Below are 16,178 nucleotides of genomic sequence, written 5' to 3'. Positions count from 1 at the left end.
TTGTTCTTATGGCTTCAGGCCAGCGCTTCTTCTTCGGCTTCCACAGGGTGGCGGGCGCCCTTGCCGGCTTCCTTGAAGGGGTCCAGGCCGATGCGGCGCACGGCGTCGATGAAGTGCTCTCCAGGCTGGCGCAGGTCGCGGTAGGTGCTGAGCACGGCTTCGATCACATCGGGGATTTCGGCTGCGCTGAACGAGGGGCCGATGACCTTGCCGGCCACGGCTTGGCCGGACAGGGTCGAGCCGTCGGAGCCGCCCAGCGTGACCTGGTACCACTCCTTGCCGTCCTTATCCACGCCCAGAATGCCGATATGGCCGCTGTGGTGGTGGCCGCAGCTGTTGATGCAACCGCTGATATGCAGATCAATCTCGCCGATGTCGTCGAGTTCGTCCAGGTCCTGGTAGCGGGCCGTGATGGCGTCGGCAATCGGCAGGCTGCGGGCGTTGGCCAGCGCGCAAAAGTCGCCGCCGGGGCAGGCGATCATGTCGGTGAGCAGGGCCACATTGGTGCTGGCCAGACCCAGGGCCTTGGCCTCGGTCCACAGTGCATGCAGCTGGCCCACCTGTACCCAAGGCAGCATCACGTTCTGGTCGTGCGTCACGCGGGCTTCACCGGCGGAGAACTTGTCCACCAGATGGGCCAGTGCGTCGAGCTGTTCGCTTTGTGCATCGCCGGGGGCTTGGCCCACACGCTTGAAGGACAGGGTCACAGCGCGCAGACCGGCCACGCGGTGGGCGTGGACGTTGCGGGCAATCCAGCGTGCAAAAGCGGGTTCCTTGGCAGTCTGCTCGACCAGGGCCTGCTCGTCGCCTGCGGCATCGGACACCACCGGCAGAGCGGGCGTGGTGAACATGGCAGACACGCGATCGAACTCGGCCTGGGGCACGGTGTGAGGGCCTCCATCCACGTCGACGATCTGGCGGAATTCCTCTTCCACGGCATCGATATAGGCCTGGCCTTCGGCCTTGACCAGAATCTTGATGCGCGCCTTGTACTTGTTGTCGCGGCGGCCCAGCTCGTTGTAGACGCGGACGATGGCCTCGATGTAATTCATGATCTGGTTCCAGGGCAGGAACTCGCGGATCACGGTGCCGATCACGGGGGTGCGGCCCATGCCGCCGCCCACGAAGACCTTGAAGCCGATTTCGCCGGCTTCGTTCTTGACCATGTGCAGGCCCACGTCATGCCAGCCCGTGGCGGCGCGGTCTTCGCTGGCGCCGGTGATGGCGATCTTGAACTTGCGCGGCAGAAACGCGAACTCAGGGTGCAGCGTGGTCCACTGGCGCAGGATTTCTGCGTAGGGGCGGGGGTCGATGATCTCGTCGGGTGCGATACCGGCCAGTGCATCGGTGGTGGTGTTGCGGATGCAGTTGCCGCTGGTCTGGATGCCGTGCAGGTTCACGGAGGCCAGCAGGTCCATGACATCGGCAGACTTGCTCAGCGGAATCCAGTTGAACTGCACATTGGTGCGCGTGGTGAAGTGGGCGCAGTTCTTGGGCAGATAGGTGGTGCCCAGCTTGCCCTGGCCTTCCAGGGCCTGTTTGAAGACTTCGGCCTCGGGCTCGTCATACTCGCGCGCCACCCTGGCCAGTACGCGGATCTGGGCGGAATTGATTTCACCGTAAGGCACGGCCACACGCAGCATGGGCGCATAGCGCTGCACATACCAGCCGTTTTGCAGACGCAGCGGGCGGAAGTCGTCTTCCGTGAGCTTGCCTGCCTGCCAGCGCTGGAGCTGGTCACGGAACTGGTCGGCGCGTTGCTTGACGAACGCTTTGTCGAAATCGGTGTATTGATACATGTCTTCAGTTCTTCCGTGGAGCGTATGCCCTGCCGCGGGCGGCATTGCACTTGGATCGTTGGACTGAACTGTAGAGAGGCTTTATATAAAAACAAACGATTATTTAGTGCTTCATATATATCCGATTGAATATGTGAGAGGGCTGGTTCACAGGTCGAACAGGGTGCCTCGGTGAATTTCCTTTCTGCGCGCTTGCATTTTGTGAGCGGCCCTGCGCCGCGCATTCTCTAGAATCGGGGCTTGTTCAATGATTGAGGCGCCTGGATTGAAAGCGGGTGCCTGACTATGGAAATAGCCATACTTTTCGCTCTCATCTGTCTGAACGGCGTGTTCGCCATGTCGGAAATCGCGCTGGTCACCGCCCGCAAGAGCCGCATGCAGAAACTGGTGGATGAGGGCGACAGCGGCGCTGCAGCTGCTATCAAACTGGGAGAGGACCCGACGCGCTTCCTCTCCACCATCCAGATCGGTATCACCTCCATCGGCGTGCTCAACGGTATCGTGGGCGAAGCCGCCCTGGCCGGCCCTCTGGCCGTCTGGATGACCGAGTCCGGCATGCAGGCCAAGACCGCAGGCTATGTCTCCACCGGCCTGGTGGTGGTGCTGATCACCTATTTCTCCATCGTGGTCGGTGAGTTGGTTCCCAAGCGCCTGGGTCAGACCCATCCCGAGGCCCTGGCGCGCCTGATTTCGCGCCCCATCAACTTTCTGGCCCTGGCCACCAAGCCTTTTGTCTGGCTGTTGTCGGCATCGACGCGCGCCCTGCTCAAGATCCTGGGCGTCAAGGAGAGCAATGGCAGCGTGGTGACCGAAGAGGAAATCCAGGCCATTTTGGTGGAAGGCCATACGGCAGGCGTGATCGAGTCGCAGGAGCACACCATGGTGCGCAATGTGTTCCGCCTGGACGATCGCCAGATCGGCTCGCTCATGGTGCCGCGCAGCGATGTCATCTGCCTAGATATCGACGAGAGCCTGGACGAGACTCTGGCCCGCCTTGAGGAGGCCGATCACGCGCGCTTCCCGGTCGTACGCGGCGATATGAACAATATCGTGGGCGTGCTCAATGCTCGCCAGTGGCTGGCGCAGGCCCTGCGCAACAAGAGTCAGCAAGCGCTCAAGGACCAGCCTCTGCAGGCGGCCCTCTATGTGCCCGAGACCATTACCGGCATGGAGCTGCTGGACAACTTCCGCACCTCCGATCTGCATATGGCCTTTGTGATCGACGAGTACGGCGAAGTGCAGGGCATCGTGACGCTGCAGGATCTGATCGAGGCGATTACCGGCGAATTCCAGCCGCGTGACCCCGAGACCAGTTGGGCCGTGCAGCGCGAAGACGGCAGCTGGTTGCTGGACGGCCATATTCCCGTGCCCGAACTCAAGGACCGGCTGAGCCTGCATGCCGTGCCTGAGGAAGAGCGCGGTCGCTATCACACCCTGAGCGGCATGATCATGCTGCTGCTGGGCCGCGTGCCCGCCGAGGCCGATGTGGTGGAGTGGGAAGACTGGCGTTTTGAAGTCGTGGATATGGACGGCAAGACGCTGGATAAGGTACTGGCGACCCGGCTGGAGCCACTGGTCACCGTGGCCTCGTTGGGCAGCGAATAAGCCCGGGCCTGCAAAGCCAGGCTAAAAACAGCACGCAGCGCTTGTCTGTAAAGCGTTGCGTGCTATTTTTTTGCGAGCTTCTTACCTGGGTTGCTGCAGGGCACGGCTCCACAGGCGCTGCGTGCCCAGGGCCTGCGCCAGCTTTGCATCCAGCGGCAGCGGCTCGCCATGCAGGCGTGCCGCCAGCAGCTCGCCGCACAGCAGCGACAGCGTCAGCCCGCGCGAGCCCAGCCCCGTCAGCACCCACAGGCCTGGCAGCTCATCCGCCGTCTGTCCCGCAGGGCCGGCCAGCGGCAGGCGGTCATAGGCCGCACAGCGAACACGCGCCCAGGTGGCGGGCGGCTGCGCCGCCTCAAAGAATGCGTGCAGTGCCTGTCTGCACCCGGGCAGCAGGGCAGCCAGCTTTTCGCCATTGCTGGCGTGGGCGGCCTGTTGATCGGCAGCAGTGGGAGGCAGTGCCGTCACATCGCGCTCGAAGGTCGATCCCATGACCCATTGGTGCGCTCCGGCATGGCTGGCCGAGGGAAAGTCCGGCACCAGATTGCCGTGGCCGTTGACGGGGAAGGGCGGCATGGCGGCCAGCGTCCTGGCATCGTGCTCGGCCACGCTGACCTGGCCGCGTATGGCTTGCAGCTCCCATTCGCCTGAAGCCAGGCCGCTGGCTCGCAGCAAGGGCTTGGTGTCAGGGCCCAGGGCCAGCACCAGCATCGGGGCTTCGGCAAGGGTCTGGCCCTGGGCATCCTGCACTTGCCAGAGTTGGCGCAGCGGATCGCGAAGCAGCCTTGAGGCCGGGGCATGACCTTGCCAATGAATGCCGGGGGATTGCAGCAGCGCCTGCACCAGTTGCGCAGGACGGACCCAGCCCGCCTGCTCATGCCAGACGGCCTGACTGTCTGCGGGCAGATGGGCCGCAGACAGCTGGGCTGGTTGCACGGGTGCGCTCCAGTGCAGACCCCAGGGGTAGGTATCGCTTCCAGGCTGCAGCCATGACTTGGGCAGATGGGAGGGCTCGTTCAGGTCGTGTTCGAGAACCCCGTCATGAGCCCAGTCCCGGGACGGTTGCAGTTTGTTTGCCTGGCTCAGTTGCTGCAGATTCTGTAGCGTTGCGCGCACGCCGCTTCTGGACAGGCGCGACAGTACGCTGTCGTCGGGCGAAATATGCGGGCAGAACAGGCCGGCAGGCAGGCCCGAGGCCCCTGCAGCCGGCGCGGCCGCCGCATCCAGCACGGTCACTTCCCAGCCGCGCCTGGCCAGGCTGGCAGCGGCGGCAGCACCGGCCAGACCCGCACCCAGCACCAGACAGCGACTGGCCTGGCTCACCGGCGCAGGCAGGCCGTCGCTGCGATGGCGCGGTTCCCAGGCCGGGTTGTAGGTCGCATGCAGGTTATGGCGCTTGGGCGGCACGCCGGTGCGCTTCTTGACTTCAAAACCCTGCGCCTTAAGCGCTTGGCGCACATGGCCAGCTACGCACCAGGTGGCCAGCTGGGTGCCCCGGTGGCAATGGCGGGCAATGTTCTTCATGGCGTCTTCGTCCCACATCTCGGGGTTGAGCTGGGGAGAAAAGCCATCCAGGTACACGCTGTCTGCCGTCAGCTGCTGCTTGCGCAACATGGTCTTGGCGTCGCCTATATAGAGCGTTAGCAGCAATTGGCCATCGTCGAACGAGAGCCGGTGCACGCCGGGCAGCAGCCCCCACCATTGCGCGGCCAGTTGCTCGCCAAGCGGACGCAGTGTCTCGTCGGCGGGCAAGGACTTGAGCAGATCCTCGCGCGAGACCGGGTGGGCTTCCACCGAGACAAAATGCAGCATGCGCGGGCGTCGCGGGTCGGCTTTCCACGCCGCCCAGGTGACGAGAAAGTTCAGGCCCAGGCCGAAGCCGGTTTCCAGAATGCGCCACTGGGCCGCATCAGCCCAGGCCGCAGGCAGACCGCAGCCGCCGAGAAAGACCTGGCGGGCCTGGTCAAGGCCGCCCAGCTCGCTGTGATAGCGGTCGCCAAATCGGGTGTTGTAGGGGGTGCCATCCGGCATCCATGTGATGGGTTCAGACATGGCAGGAGAAAAGCGCCAACGGATATGGCGTGGAAAACTGGCGCAGCTGGAAGGAAAAAAGGGCTGCAATCAGCCGCCCGGGCAGTCCCGCCGTCGAAGGCAGCTGGGGCCGCTCCAGAGCGCCCCGGAAGCCTGATCTTATTCCCAGCGCTGCTGGTAGGAGAAAACGGGCAGGCGCCATTTGAAACGAATGGCTGCCAGACGGAAGGCCAGGCCGCCTGCAAAACAGACAAGGGTGCTGATATTGGAGCTTACCTCCAGATAGCGCAGGCCCAGGAACATCAGGCATACGGACAGCGACACGCTGGCATACAGCTCGCGGCGGAACACCACGGGGACCTGGTTGCAGAGCACGTCACGCAAAATGCCGCCGCTGATGCCGGTAATCATGCCGGCCATGATGATGACGATGGTCGGGTAGCCCAGTTCCAGTGCCGTATTGCAGCCGATCAGTGAAAAGGCGATCAGGCCCATGGCATCCAGCAGCAGAAACACCTGCTTGAGGCGGTGCATATGGCGCGCTATCACCGTGGTCAGCAGACCGAAGCTGATGACCAGATACACATATTCGGGATGCTGGGTCCAGCCTATGGGATAGTGGCCCAGCACCATGTCGCGGATGGTGCCGCCGCCCAGTGCGGTGACGAAGGCGATGACCACGACGCCAAAGATGTCCATATTGCGCCGGCCTGCAGCGAGGGCGCCGGACATGGCTTCGGCGGTAATGGCCACCAGATAGATGACCAGCATGACGGTGAAGTTGGAGGCCTGGAACGAGTCCAGCAAAGAGATGGAGGGAAGCATGAAGGCACTTGAAAATAGACCAGCCACTCGCATCAGCGGGAGTGTCCGGCTTGCCTCTCCCGCTGTCCTTTTACCTGAGAGTTGCACATGGGCACCTTCGCGGCGTACATGCTTGCCCCTTCGGTGAGCCCTGCAGACTTGTGGTTGCGGGCTGCTCTCCAGTTGGCGATATCCGGGTCCTGTCAGACCCACCCGCGGTACTTATTGCCTGAGCGATTATGGGAGTTTGCGCCTTCGGCGGGAACCGTTGACAGGTTCCGCTCTCCCGCGGGATGGGCGCGATTCTAGCCAGTTCCAGAGACCGTATTCGGGTTAGTACCTGTATCAATTGGGTTTGAGCAGTGTTGCGACTGCCGGCCTCGGGCACCCCTGGGCTGCCTGGGCGCGCCCTTGGTCTCACCGGTCGGTTGTTCGGCAGCCCGCAAGAAAAAAGCCCCGAGGCCTTGGCCAGGGGGCTTGGTGTCCAGGTCTGCCGGAATTACTCGGCGCTGGGAGGCACGTAGCCTGCTGCGGCATCTGCGCCGCCGCCAAAGAAATGGTTTTCCATCTGACGGGCCAGGTACTGGCGAGCACGGGCATCGGCCAAGTTCAGGCGGTTTTCATTGATCAGCATGGTCTGGTGCTTGAGCCAGTCGGCCCAGGCCTGCTTGCTCACGCTTTCATAGATGCGCTTGCCCAGTTCGCCGGGGGCAGGAGGGAAATCCAGGCCTTCAGCGTCTTGACCAAGCTTGATGCAGTGAACGGTACGTGCCATGTGTAGGGTCCTCTTGGTTGATCTCAGATGTTTGGGTAATAACAAACTGAAATCTTAGTAGTTTGAGTTTTAAGAATGCAGCTCAAGAATGCGCAGCAACGGGGCAGAAGCCCGTTATCCATTCACTCGAAGAACACAGTCCAATGAAAAATCGTCGCAACTTTATCAAGTTTCCTCTGGCTGCCGGTCTGATTGCTGGCTTGACCCTCTCGGCTCTGCCCACATTGCCCGCTTTTGCGCAAACTGGCGTGCAACTGCTCAACGTCTCCTACGACCCGACACGCGAGCTCTATGTGAACTACAACCAGGCATTCGCCAAGCACTGGAAGGCCACGCAGAACCAGGATGTGACCATCAAGCAGTCACATGGCGGCTCGGGCAAGCAGGCACGCTCCATCATCGACGGCATCGAAGCCGATGTGGCCACGCTGGCCCTGGCCGGCGATATCGACGCCCTGGTCAAGAACGGCAATGTCAAGGCCGATTGGCAAAAGCGCCTGCCGCACAACAGTGCTCCCTATAGCTCCACCATCGTGTTCCTGGTCAAAAAGGGCAATCCCAAGGGAATCAAGGACTGGGACGATCTGGTCAAGCCCGGCATCCAGGTGATCACGCCCAACCCCAAGACCTCGGGTGGTGCACGCTGGAACTATCTGGCGGCCTGGGAATTTGCCAAGCGCAAATACGGCGGCGACGCACAGGCCAAGGACTTCATCACCAAGCTCTACAAGAACGTGCCCGTGCTGGACACCGGCGCGCGCGGCTCCACCGTGACCTTTGTGCAGCGCGGTCTGGGCGATGTGCTGCTGGCCTGGGAGAACGAGGCCTATCTGGCGCTCAAGGAGTTCGGTCCCGAGAAGTTCCAGATCGTCGCGCCTTCGCTTTCCATCCTGGCTGAGCCTTCGGTGGCCGTGGTCGACAAGGTGGTCGATAAAAAGGGTACGCGCACCGTGGCCGAGGCCTATCTGAAGTATCTGTACTCCGAGGAGGCACAGCGCATCGCTGGCAAGAACTTCTACCGTCCGACCGATGCCAAGGTGGCTGCCGAGTTCGCGAGCCAGTTCCCCAAGCTGGAGCTGTTCACCATCGACAAGGCTTTTGGCGGCTGGGCAGCGGCAGACAAGGCCCACTTTGCCGACGGCGGCAGCTTCGACCAGATCTACACCAAGAAATAAGTGAAACGCGAGACGGGGGCGCGATCAGTGCTCCTGTCTTTGCAATAACAAAAAGATAGAGCCAAGCCATGTCGATTTTGCTGATTGCCGGTAGTCCCTCGCAGCCTTCGCGCTCCAGTGCCCTGCTCAATGCCGTGGCTGCGCGTCTCCAGGACCAGGGCCTGAGCACCGAACCCGTGCTGCAGCTCAACCAGCTGGACCCCGCAGCCCTGCTGCATGCCCGCTTCGATCATGCCGAGATTCGCGCTGTGACCGAGCGCGTGGCCCGAGCCGATGCGGTGGTGGTGGCCACCCCCGTCTACAAGGCCGCCTATAGCGGTCTGCTCAAGGTCTTTCTCGATGTGCTGCCGCAGACGGCGCTCAAGGGCAAGCTGGTCCTGCCCCTGGCCACGGGGGGCAGCCCCCACCATATGCTGGCGCTGGACTACGCACTGCGCCCGGTGCTGCAGTCGCTGGGTGCGCGTCACATCTTGCCGGGTATCTATGCCACCGACCAGGGCGTGCCGCTGCTGCCCGAAGGCGGTTACGGCCTGGCTCCCGAGATTGCCGAACGCGTCGAGGATGCCGCCCAGCTGCTGGCCACCGATCTGCGCCGCAGTGCCCAATGGGCTGCTGCCAACGACTTTGAAAGCATCGCGTTTGCCGACGTGCGATGTAGCGTTTGAATTAGCGCCCCCTGAGCCGCTTCGCGGCTTCCCCCGAGGGGGACGACAGCCTCGCGGCGGGGCAGCCCTTGCTTGCTGTCCCTTGATGGGGCGGTGCCCATTTCTCCATGTCTCTGTTTTTGATAGCAGTCCCCGCACTGCGAAGGCCGAGCTGCGCCTGAAATCAGGCCCAAGAAATGCCTGAAGTGTGTGGACTGGGAACTCCAAGGATTGATTTCTCATGACCGATAGCAACAACACTTCTTCGGCTATTTCGTCGCAATTGCCGAGTGCCTCGCGCCGCCAGTGGCTGGCGGGCACGGCTGTTTCTGCCCTGGCCCTGGCTTCGGGCCATCTGCATGCGCAGCAGGGCAATGGCACGACAGGCGGCCAGCGCGTGCTGCGCGTGGGCCATCAAAAAGGCTGGCTGTCGATTCTCAAGAATCGCGGCACGCTGGAAAAACGCTTGAGCCCGCTGGGCGTGGCCGTGCGCTGGGTCGAGTTCAACGCTGGTCCCGTGCAGCTGGAAGCGCTCAATGTAGGCTCCATCGACTTTGGCGATGTGGGCGAGGCCCCACCCATCTTTGCCCAGGCCGCTGGTGCACCCCTGGTCTATGCCGGTGCCACCGTGGCACGTCCCGGCCTGGAAGCCGTGATCGTGCCCAAGGGCTCGCCGATCCGCAGCGTGGCCGATCTCAAGGGCAAGCGCATTGCCTACAACAAGGGCTCCAACGTCCATTACTTCCTGGTCAAGCTGCTGGAAAAGCATGGCCTCAAGTACGGCGATGTGCAGTCGGTCTTTCTGGCACCTCCCGATGCGCGGGCCGCCTTTGAGAAAGGCTCGGTCGATGCCTGGGTGATCTGGGATCCGTTCCTGGCCTCGGCGCAGAAGACCCTGGATGCGCGCCTGCTGGCCGATGCCAGGGGCGTGGTCAACAACCGTGCCTACTACTTCACCTCGCGCGACTATGCAAGCCGCAACGCAGATGTGCTGCGCATCGCTATCGAGGAAATTGCCGCCATCGATGCCTGGGCCAGCAAAAACAAGAGTGCCGCCGCCGGGGAGCTATCTCAGATTCTGGGCCTGGACACCGCTGTGACCGAGCTGTATCTGAACCGTACCGAATTCGGCACCAAGGCCGTGAATGCCGAAATCCTGGGCGAGCAGCAAAAGATTGCCGACACCTTCTTCGATCTCAAGCTGATCCCCAAGAAGCTCAATCTGCTGCATGCAGCTCCCGTGGACCTGCAGGCCAGCCGCTGAGACAGGCCGCAACCGCCATGAGTTCTGCATCCACTCCACCCCGTTTCCGGCGCGGCCGCCGTCAGGCGCTGCAGCTGCTGGGCACCACGGCTTTCAGTTGGACCCTGGCTGCCTATTACGCCGACGATGCGCTGGCCCAGCCTGCGTCGGCCGTGGCTGCTCCGGCACAGCTGCGCATCGGCTATCAGAAATCGGCCGTCAATCTGGTCGTGCTCAAGCAGCATGGCGTGCTGGAAAAGCGCTTTCCGGGCACCAGGATCAGCTGGCTGGAGTTCCCGGCCGGGCCGCAGTTGCTGGAGGCGCTGTCGGCCGGCAGCCTGGACTTCGGTCTGACCGGCGATTCGCCGCCCGTGTTTGCCCAGGCTGCAGGCAAGGACCTGCGCTATGTCGGGGCCGAGCCACCCAAGCCCGAAAGCTCGGCCATTCTGGTGCTGGCCGATTCGCCGCTGAAGTCACCGTCCGACCTCAAAGGCCGGCGTGTGGCTCTGCAAAAAGGCTCGAGCGCCCACTATCTGCTGGTGCGTGCGCTGGACAAGGCGGGCATTGCCTGGGCCGACATCCAGCCCGTGTATCTCGCTCCGGCCGATGCGCGCGCGGCTTTCGAGCGCGGCAGTGTCGATGCCTGGGCCATCTGGGACCCGTTCTATGCCGCCACCGAGCTGAGCATCCGAACACGCGCGCTCAGCAGCGGCGAGGGGCTGACGGGCAACAACTCCTTCTATCTGGCCTCGCGTGGCCTGGTCGAGCACCATCCACAGCTCATCAAGGCCCTTTTCGACGAGCTTACGCGTGCTGACCAACTGGTGCAGGCCTCGCGCAAGGAGGCCGTGCAGCTGCTGGCCGCCTTCAGCGGTCTGGACGCGAATGTGGTCAGCCGCTTCATCGGCCGCAGGCCCAGCTCGCCGACCACGCTGCTCAATCCCGCCATGGTGGTCGAGCAGCAGCGCGTGGCCGACGCCTTTTTTCGTCTGGGCGTGATTCCGCGCCAGGTGAAGGTGGCTGACATCGTCTGGCAGCCCACAGCGGCGGAATACGCCAGCCATGGCCAGACAAGCCCAGCCGCTTCATCCATCACGCCCACCGTGGCATCCAGGTTCTAAATCAGGTTCAAGGAGATTTCGTCATGCAAGTGTTCTGGTTCATTCCCACCCATGGTGATGCCCGCTACCTGGGCAGCAGCGAAGGCGCACGCCAGCTGAGCCATGACTATGTCAAGCAGGTGGCCGTGGCGGCCGACAGCCTGGGTTACGAAGGCGTGCTGATTCCCACGGGCCGCTCCTGCGAAGACCCCTGGGTAGTGGCGTCCAGCCTGCTGCCCGTCACCAAGCGCCTCAAGTTCCTGGTGGCCGTGCGTCCCGGACTGCATCAGCCCAGCCTGGCTGCGCGCATGGCGGCCAGCTTTGACCGCCTCTCGGGCGGACGTCTGCTGATCAATCTGGTCACAGGCGGCGATCAGGCCGAACTGGAGGGCGATGGCGTGTTTCTCGACCATGCGACTCGCTACGAGCAATCGGCCGAGTTCATCGAGATCTGGCGCGAGATTCTGGCGCGCAGCCATGAGGGCCAGTCGCTGGATTTTGAAGGCCGGCATCTGCAGGTCAAGGGCGCCAAGCTGCTGTTCCCGCCGCTGCAAAAGCCTTATCCGCCTGTTTATTTCGGTGGCTCTTCGCCCGCCGCCCATGAGCTGGCGGCGGAACAGGTCGACGCCTATCTGACCTGGGGCGAGCCGCCAGCCGAAGTAGCCAAAAAGATTGCCGATGTGCGCGAGAAGGCCGAGCGCCATGGCCGCCAGGTCAAGTTCGGCATTCGTCTGCATGTGATCGTGCGCGAGACTGATGAAGAAGCCTGGGCCGATGCCGAGCGGCTGATCAGCCGTCTGCAGGACGAGACCGTGATCCAGGCCCAGGCTGCGTTTGCGCGCATGGACTCCGAAGGCCAGCGCCGCATGGCCCAGCTGCACGCAGGCGGCACCAAGCGCAGCCGCAAGGATCTGGAAATCAGCCCCAATCTCTGGGCCGGTGTGGGCCTGGTGCGTGGCGGCGCAGGAACGGCCCTGGTGGGCAGCGCCCAGACCGTGGCCGACCGCATCAAGGAATATGCCGATCTGGGCATAGACACTTTTGTGCTCTCGGGTTACCCGCATCTCGAGGAAGCCTATCGCTTCGCCGAGCTGGTCTTCCCGCTGCTGCCCGTCAACGTGCAGGAAAAGCTCGGTGGCGGCAACCCCGGTGGTCCGTTTGGCGAGACCGTGGCCAATCTGTACTCGCCGCGAGCCGCAGCTTCGGCAGCCGCCGCTGCGGAGCGCGAGCCGATCCGGGTATCACAAAGCTGAAGGAGAGAGCATGAGTGATGTTCAAACGCTGACGTTGCAGGCTGCTGTCCAGCCTGCACGCCCGCCGGTGCCGCGTCTGGAACTGCTGGCACGGCAGTTTGCCTTGCGGCTGTTGCCCTGGCTGCTGCCGGTCGCGCTGATCGCGGTCTGGCAGGCTGCATCGGCATGGGGCTGGCTGTCCACGCGGGTGCTGCCCGCACCGTTGGATGTGCTGCGTGCGGCCTGGACGCTGACCGAGTCCGGAGAGCTCTGGACGCATGTCAAGGTCAGTGCCGGGCGCGCGCTGGCAGGGCTGGCCATAGGCGGCAGCCTGGGCCTGCTGCTGGGCCTGCTCACGGGTTCGCTGCGCTGGGCCGAGACGCTGCTTGATTCCACGATCCAGATGGTGCGCAACATCCCTGCGCTGGCGCTGATTCCGCTGGTCATTCTGTGGTTCGGCATCGACGAGTCGGCCAAGCTGTTCCTGATCAGCATTTCGGTGTTCTTCCCCATCTACCTCAACACCTTCCACGGCATCCGCAATGTGGACCCGGGTCTGATCGAGATGGGGCGCAGCTACGGCCTCACGCGCTGGCAGCTGTACCGCGACATCGTGTTGCCGGGGGCTCTGTCCTCCATCCTCGTGGGCCTGCGCTTTTCGCTGGGACTGATGTGGGTGATTCTGATCGTGGCCGAGACGATTTCGGCGCAGGCCGGCATCGGCTACCTGACCATGAATGCACGCGAATTCTTGCAGACCGATGTGGTGCTGGTGGGCATTCTGCTCTACGCGATTCTGGGCAAGCTGGCCGATGTGTTTGCCCGTTCGCTGGAGCGCTGGTGGCTGCGCTGGCATCCTAGCTATGGAGCCCCCTGAGCCGCTGCGCGGCTTCCCCCGGAGGGGGATGGCATCCTCGCTGTGGGGCGGCGGGGCCGCCTAGGCCCTTGCTCGATGTCTCTCACCTTGAGGGTGTCTATTGAGGTTGGTGGAAAGAATGAGAGGAGCTTGCGATGAGTAGTTTGTGGAGTCGTTTGACGCAGTCGCTGGTAGGTGCAGGTGCGCTGAATGCTCGTCAGCCGCTGGTGGCCTGGGAGGCCTCCTGGGACGAGGCCGAGGCCTTGCAGGCGAGTGGAAAGCTGTGGCAGCGGACCAAGGATGAGGAAGAAGAGCAGCAGGGCAGCAGCCAGCCGCCGGATGCGCAGCAGAAAGTGGCCGAGGGTGTGCATTTGCAGACGCTGCAGCTGACCAAGCGCTATGGCGAGCGTGAAGTGCTCAAGCAGGTGCAACTCGATGTCCGGCCCGGTGAGTTCATCGCCATCGTGGGGCGCAGCGGCTGCGGAAAATCCACCTTGCTGCGCCTTGTCGCAGGGCTGGAGAAGGCCAGCGCCGGGCAGTTGCTGATCGATGGGGGCGAGGGCCAGCAGAGCGGGGATACGCGCATCATGTTTCAGGATGCGCGTCTGCTTCCCTGGAAGCGGGTGCTGGACAATGTGATTCTGGGTCTGCCCGATTCGGCACGTGAGCGCGGTCGCCAGGTGCTGGCGCAGGTGGGGTTGGCCGACCGTGAAAACGAATGGCCGGCAAGGCTGTCGGGCGGTCAGCGCCAGCGTGTGGCCCTGGCACGGGCCCTGGTGCACCAGCCGCGGCTGCTGCTGCTCGATGAGCCGCTGGGTGCTCTCGATGCGCTCACGCGCATTGAAATGCACCGCCTCATCGAAGGTCTGTGGCGCAGCCATGGCTTCACGGCCTTGCTGGTCACCCACGATGTACAAGAGGCCGTGGCTCTGGCCGATCGTGTGGTACTGATCGAGGACGGGCGCATTGCGCTCGACGAGCGCATCGACTTGCCACGTCCGCGCGTGCATGGCGATGCCCGCTTTGCCGCCCTGGAGACACGCATTCTGGACCGCGTGCTGCAAAAGCCCGAGCCAGAACAGGAAGCCGGATTGCAGGGCTGGCCTGGCGTGCCGGCTACGGGCCTGCGCTGGGCGATTTGAGCATCCAACGAACACACAGAGAAACAGGCGGCGAGCGCAGCCGCAAGCTGTGCCGCCTGCCATCAAGATATGAATTTTCAGCAACTGCGTTCGGTCCGGGAAACGGCAAGGCGTGGCTTCAATCTGACCGAAGTGGCGGCCATGCTCCACACCTCGCAGCCTGGTGTGAGCCGGCAGATTCGTGAGCTCGAGGAGGAGTTGGGTATCGATATATTCGTGCGTGCAGGAAAGCGCCTGACGGGGCTGACGCCGCCCGGCACGGCCTTGCTGCCCATTGTCGAACGCATGCTGCTCGAGGCCGACAATCTGCGCCGCGCGGGCGAGGACTTCCATGCCAGCGAGCGCGGAGGCCTGTCGATTGCCGCCACGCACTCTCAGGCACGCTATGCCTTGCCCCAGGTGGTGCGTGATTTCCGCAGGCTCTATCCTCAAGTTTCGCTGCACCTGCATCAGGGCTCGCCGCGGCAGGTGGCCGAGATGCTGCTCTCGGGCGAGGCCGATATCGGTGTGGCCACCGAGGCTCTGGGCAGTTACGAGAATCTGGTGACCCTGCCTTGCTATCGCTGGTCCCACAGTGTGGTCGTGCCGCCTGGCCATGCGCTGCTTGATGTCTGCGGACCGCTGACGCTGGAGGATCTGGCGCGCCACCCCATCATCACTTACGAACAGGGCTACACCGGGCGTGCTCATATCGACAAAGCGTTTGCTGCCGCTGCACTGGTGCCCGAAGTGGTGCTGACCGCCATGGATGCCGACGTGATCAAGACCTACGCGGAGCTGGGCATGGGCGTGGGCATCATCGCCTCCATCGCTTTCGATGCCGAGCGTGACCGCCATCTGCGTGCCATCGATGCGCGCCACCTGTTCGAAGTCAATCTCACACGGCTGGCCCTGCGCCGCGATGCCTGGCTGCGCGGCTATGCCTATGCTTTTATCGAGAGCTTTGTGCCTACGCTGAAGCCTGAGGTGGTGCGCGCTGCACTGCAGTCTGCCGAAGGCTGAAGTCCGAGGCGAATTTCATCGGCAAAGGCCCGAGCGCTGGCTATCACAGTGCTGCGGGCTGCTTGGCTTCGATAGCAGCCCCAAGCCTGCCGCTCCCAGCCCGGAGGAACTTGGCAAGGCCTGAACATGCTTGCACATCCTCGGGTCTGTCGCTAGTGTCTGGCGCTGCTCAGCCATGCGCGTGGTCCTGGACTGCGGAGGGACCGGGCCATACCAGTGGCCCCAGCGGGGCCTGATGCTGTTTTAGGCCCTGCCTCTTTGCTGGAGTCAAATCCTGGTGAAGGTCTTCTTGCCCCGCTGCGATTGCGCAGACTCGCGAGCAGATGATCTGCATAAGATGTTTTGGGTATAAAAATTTTTGTTTTTATTCTTTTGAGTTTTGTGGAGAAGGTTTCAGAATTGTTTTCATGCAGTGCAGCAAGCACTGTTTTCATAACCTTTCACGAGTTCTCAGGAGAATTTTGCATGTCCATTCAAGCCATCAACGTGCGCAATCAGTTCAAGGGCAAGGTCAAGGAAATCATCCGCGGTGATGTGGTTTCGGAAGTGGATGTGGAGACGCCCTGGGGCATCGTCACTTCCGTGATCACCACGCGCTCGGTCAACGATCTGGGTCTGGCCGTGGGCTCCGAGGTCGTGGCCCTGGTCAAGTCCACCGAGGTGTCCATCGCCAAGCTGTAATCCTCAAACCATTTTCCGCACAACCCCCGGCGCAGCTGCCTGCCCCGGGGGTTGTCTTTTTGGCGGGCCATGCACTGTCGCGCAATGCCCAG

Annotated in this window: 14 protein-coding genes and 2 riboswitches; of the genes, 10 read left to right on the top strand and 4 right to left on the bottom strand. The window is 63.0% G+C overall.

Annotated features, from left to right (window positions below; all coding sequences use genetic code 11):
• Positions 1 to 14: 14 nt before the first annotated feature.
• Positions 15 to 1,799 carry a nitrite/sulfite reductase gene (locus F3J24_RS05260; protein WP_167003252.1) on the bottom strand — a complete coding sequence of 595 codons (1,785 nt, stop codon included), beginning with the start codon at positions 1,797 to 1,799 and terminating at the stop codon, positions 15 to 17.
• Positions 1,800 to 2,084: 285 nt separating this feature from the next.
• On the opposite strand from F3J24_RS05260, the gene F3J24_RS05255 reads away from it, so the two are divergent.
• Positions 2,085 to 3,404, top strand: coding sequence for a hemolysin family protein (locus F3J24_RS05255; RefSeq protein WP_167003250.1), 1,320 nt, complete (start codon positions 2,085 to 2,087; stop codon positions 3,402 to 3,404).
• Between the two features lie 81 nt (positions 3,405 to 3,485).
• Here the strand turns inward: F3J24_RS05255 and mnmC are convergent, their stop codons facing one another.
• The 3 genes from mnmC to F3J24_RS05240 form a co-directional block, all read right to left on the bottom strand.
• Complete coding sequence (gene mnmC, locus F3J24_RS05250) at positions 3,486 to 5,432, bottom strand: FAD-dependent 5-carboxymethylaminomethyl-2-thiouridine(34) oxidoreductase MnmC (protein ID WP_167003509.1); 1,947 nt, start codon at positions 5,430 to 5,432, stop codon at positions 3,486 to 3,488.
• Between the two features lie 159 nt (positions 5,433 to 5,591).
• Positions 5,592 to 6,257 (bottom strand): trimeric intracellular cation channel family protein, encoded by a 666-nt coding sequence (locus F3J24_RS05245; protein ID WP_003053501.1) that lies wholly within the window; start codon positions 6,255 to 6,257, stop codon positions 5,592 to 5,594.
• Positions 6,258 to 6,309: 52 nt separating this feature from the next.
• A riboswitch (glycine riboswitch) is annotated at positions 6,310 to 6,429 on the bottom strand.
• A 13-nt stretch (positions 6,430 to 6,442) separates the two neighbouring features.
• Positions 6,443 to 6,535: riboswitch (glycine riboswitch) on the bottom strand.
• A gap of 200 nt (positions 6,536 to 6,735) precedes the next feature.
• Positions 6,736 to 7,011 carry an oxidative damage protection protein gene (locus tag F3J24_RS05240; RefSeq protein WP_003053502.1) on the bottom strand — a complete coding sequence of 92 codons (276 nt, stop codon included), beginning with the start codon at positions 7,009 to 7,011 and terminating at the stop codon, positions 6,736 to 6,738.
• Positions 7,012 to 7,154: 143 nt separating this feature from the next.
• On the opposite strand from F3J24_RS05240, the gene F3J24_RS05235 reads away from it, so the two are divergent.
• From F3J24_RS05235 to F3J24_RS05195, 9 genes are all read left to right on the top strand, one after another.
• Positions 7,155 to 8,186 (top strand): sulfate ABC transporter substrate-binding protein, encoded by a 1,032-nt coding sequence (locus tag F3J24_RS05235; RefSeq protein WP_003053504.1) that lies wholly within the window; start codon positions 7,155 to 7,157, stop codon positions 8,184 to 8,186.
• 68 nt (positions 8,187 to 8,254) lie between these two features.
• Complete coding sequence (gene ssuE / locus F3J24_RS05230; RefSeq protein ID WP_167003248.1) at positions 8,255 to 8,851, top strand: NADPH-dependent FMN reductase; 597 nt, start codon at positions 8,255 to 8,257, stop codon at positions 8,849 to 8,851.
• Between the two features lie 220 nt (positions 8,852 to 9,071).
• On the top strand, positions 9,072 to 10,094 hold the full coding sequence (locus F3J24_RS05225; RefSeq protein WP_167003246.1) for a sulfonate ABC transporter substrate-binding protein: 1,023 nt from the start codon (positions 9,072 to 9,074) through the stop codon (positions 10,092 to 10,094).
• 17 nt (positions 10,095 to 10,111) lie between these two features.
• The gene (locus F3J24_RS05220; protein WP_167003244.1) at positions 10,112 to 11,194 is read left to right on the top strand and encodes an aliphatic sulfonate ABC transporter substrate-binding protein; all 1,083 of its coding nucleotides are present in this window, start codon (positions 10,112 to 10,114) and stop codon (positions 11,192 to 11,194) included.
• Positions 11,195 to 11,217: 23 nt separating this feature from the next.
• Positions 11,218 to 12,426 (top strand): FMNH2-dependent alkanesulfonate monooxygenase, encoded by a 1,209-nt coding sequence (ssuD, locus tag F3J24_RS05215; RefSeq protein WP_167003242.1) that lies wholly within the window; start codon positions 11,218 to 11,220, stop codon positions 12,424 to 12,426.
• A gap of 10 nt (positions 12,427 to 12,436) precedes the next feature.
• Positions 12,437 to 13,282 (top strand): aliphatic sulfonate ABC transporter permease SsuC, encoded by an 846-nt coding sequence (gene ssuC, locus F3J24_RS05210; RefSeq protein ID WP_167003240.1) that lies wholly within the window; start codon positions 12,437 to 12,439, stop codon positions 13,280 to 13,282.
• Positions 13,283 to 13,416: 134 nt separating this feature from the next.
• Positions 13,417 to 14,403, top strand: a complete 987-nt coding sequence (locus F3J24_RS05205; protein ID WP_167003238.1) for an ATP-binding cassette domain-containing protein — start codon at positions 13,417 to 13,419, stop codon at positions 14,401 to 14,403.
• 69 nt (positions 14,404 to 14,472) lie between these two features.
• Positions 14,473 to 15,405 (top strand): CysB family HTH-type transcriptional regulator, encoded by a 933-nt coding sequence (locus tag F3J24_RS05200; protein WP_167003236.1) that lies wholly within the window; start codon positions 14,473 to 14,475, stop codon positions 15,403 to 15,405.
• Between the two features lie 465 nt (positions 15,406 to 15,870).
• Positions 15,871 to 16,086: a molybdopterin-binding protein gene (locus F3J24_RS05195; RefSeq protein ID WP_003053517.1), complete on the top strand. Its 216-nt coding sequence runs from the start codon at positions 15,871 to 15,873 to the stop codon at positions 16,084 to 16,086.
• The last annotated feature ends 92 nt before the right edge of the window (positions 16,087 to 16,178 follow it).

This window comes from Comamonas sp. Tr-654 (genome assembly GCF_011752915.1).
Classification (GTDB): Bacteria; Pseudomonadota; Gammaproteobacteria; order Burkholderiales; family Burkholderiaceae_C; genus Comamonas.
Note: the sequence above shows the minus strand (reverse complement) of the source record. Positions and strands in the feature narration are given on the sequence as shown.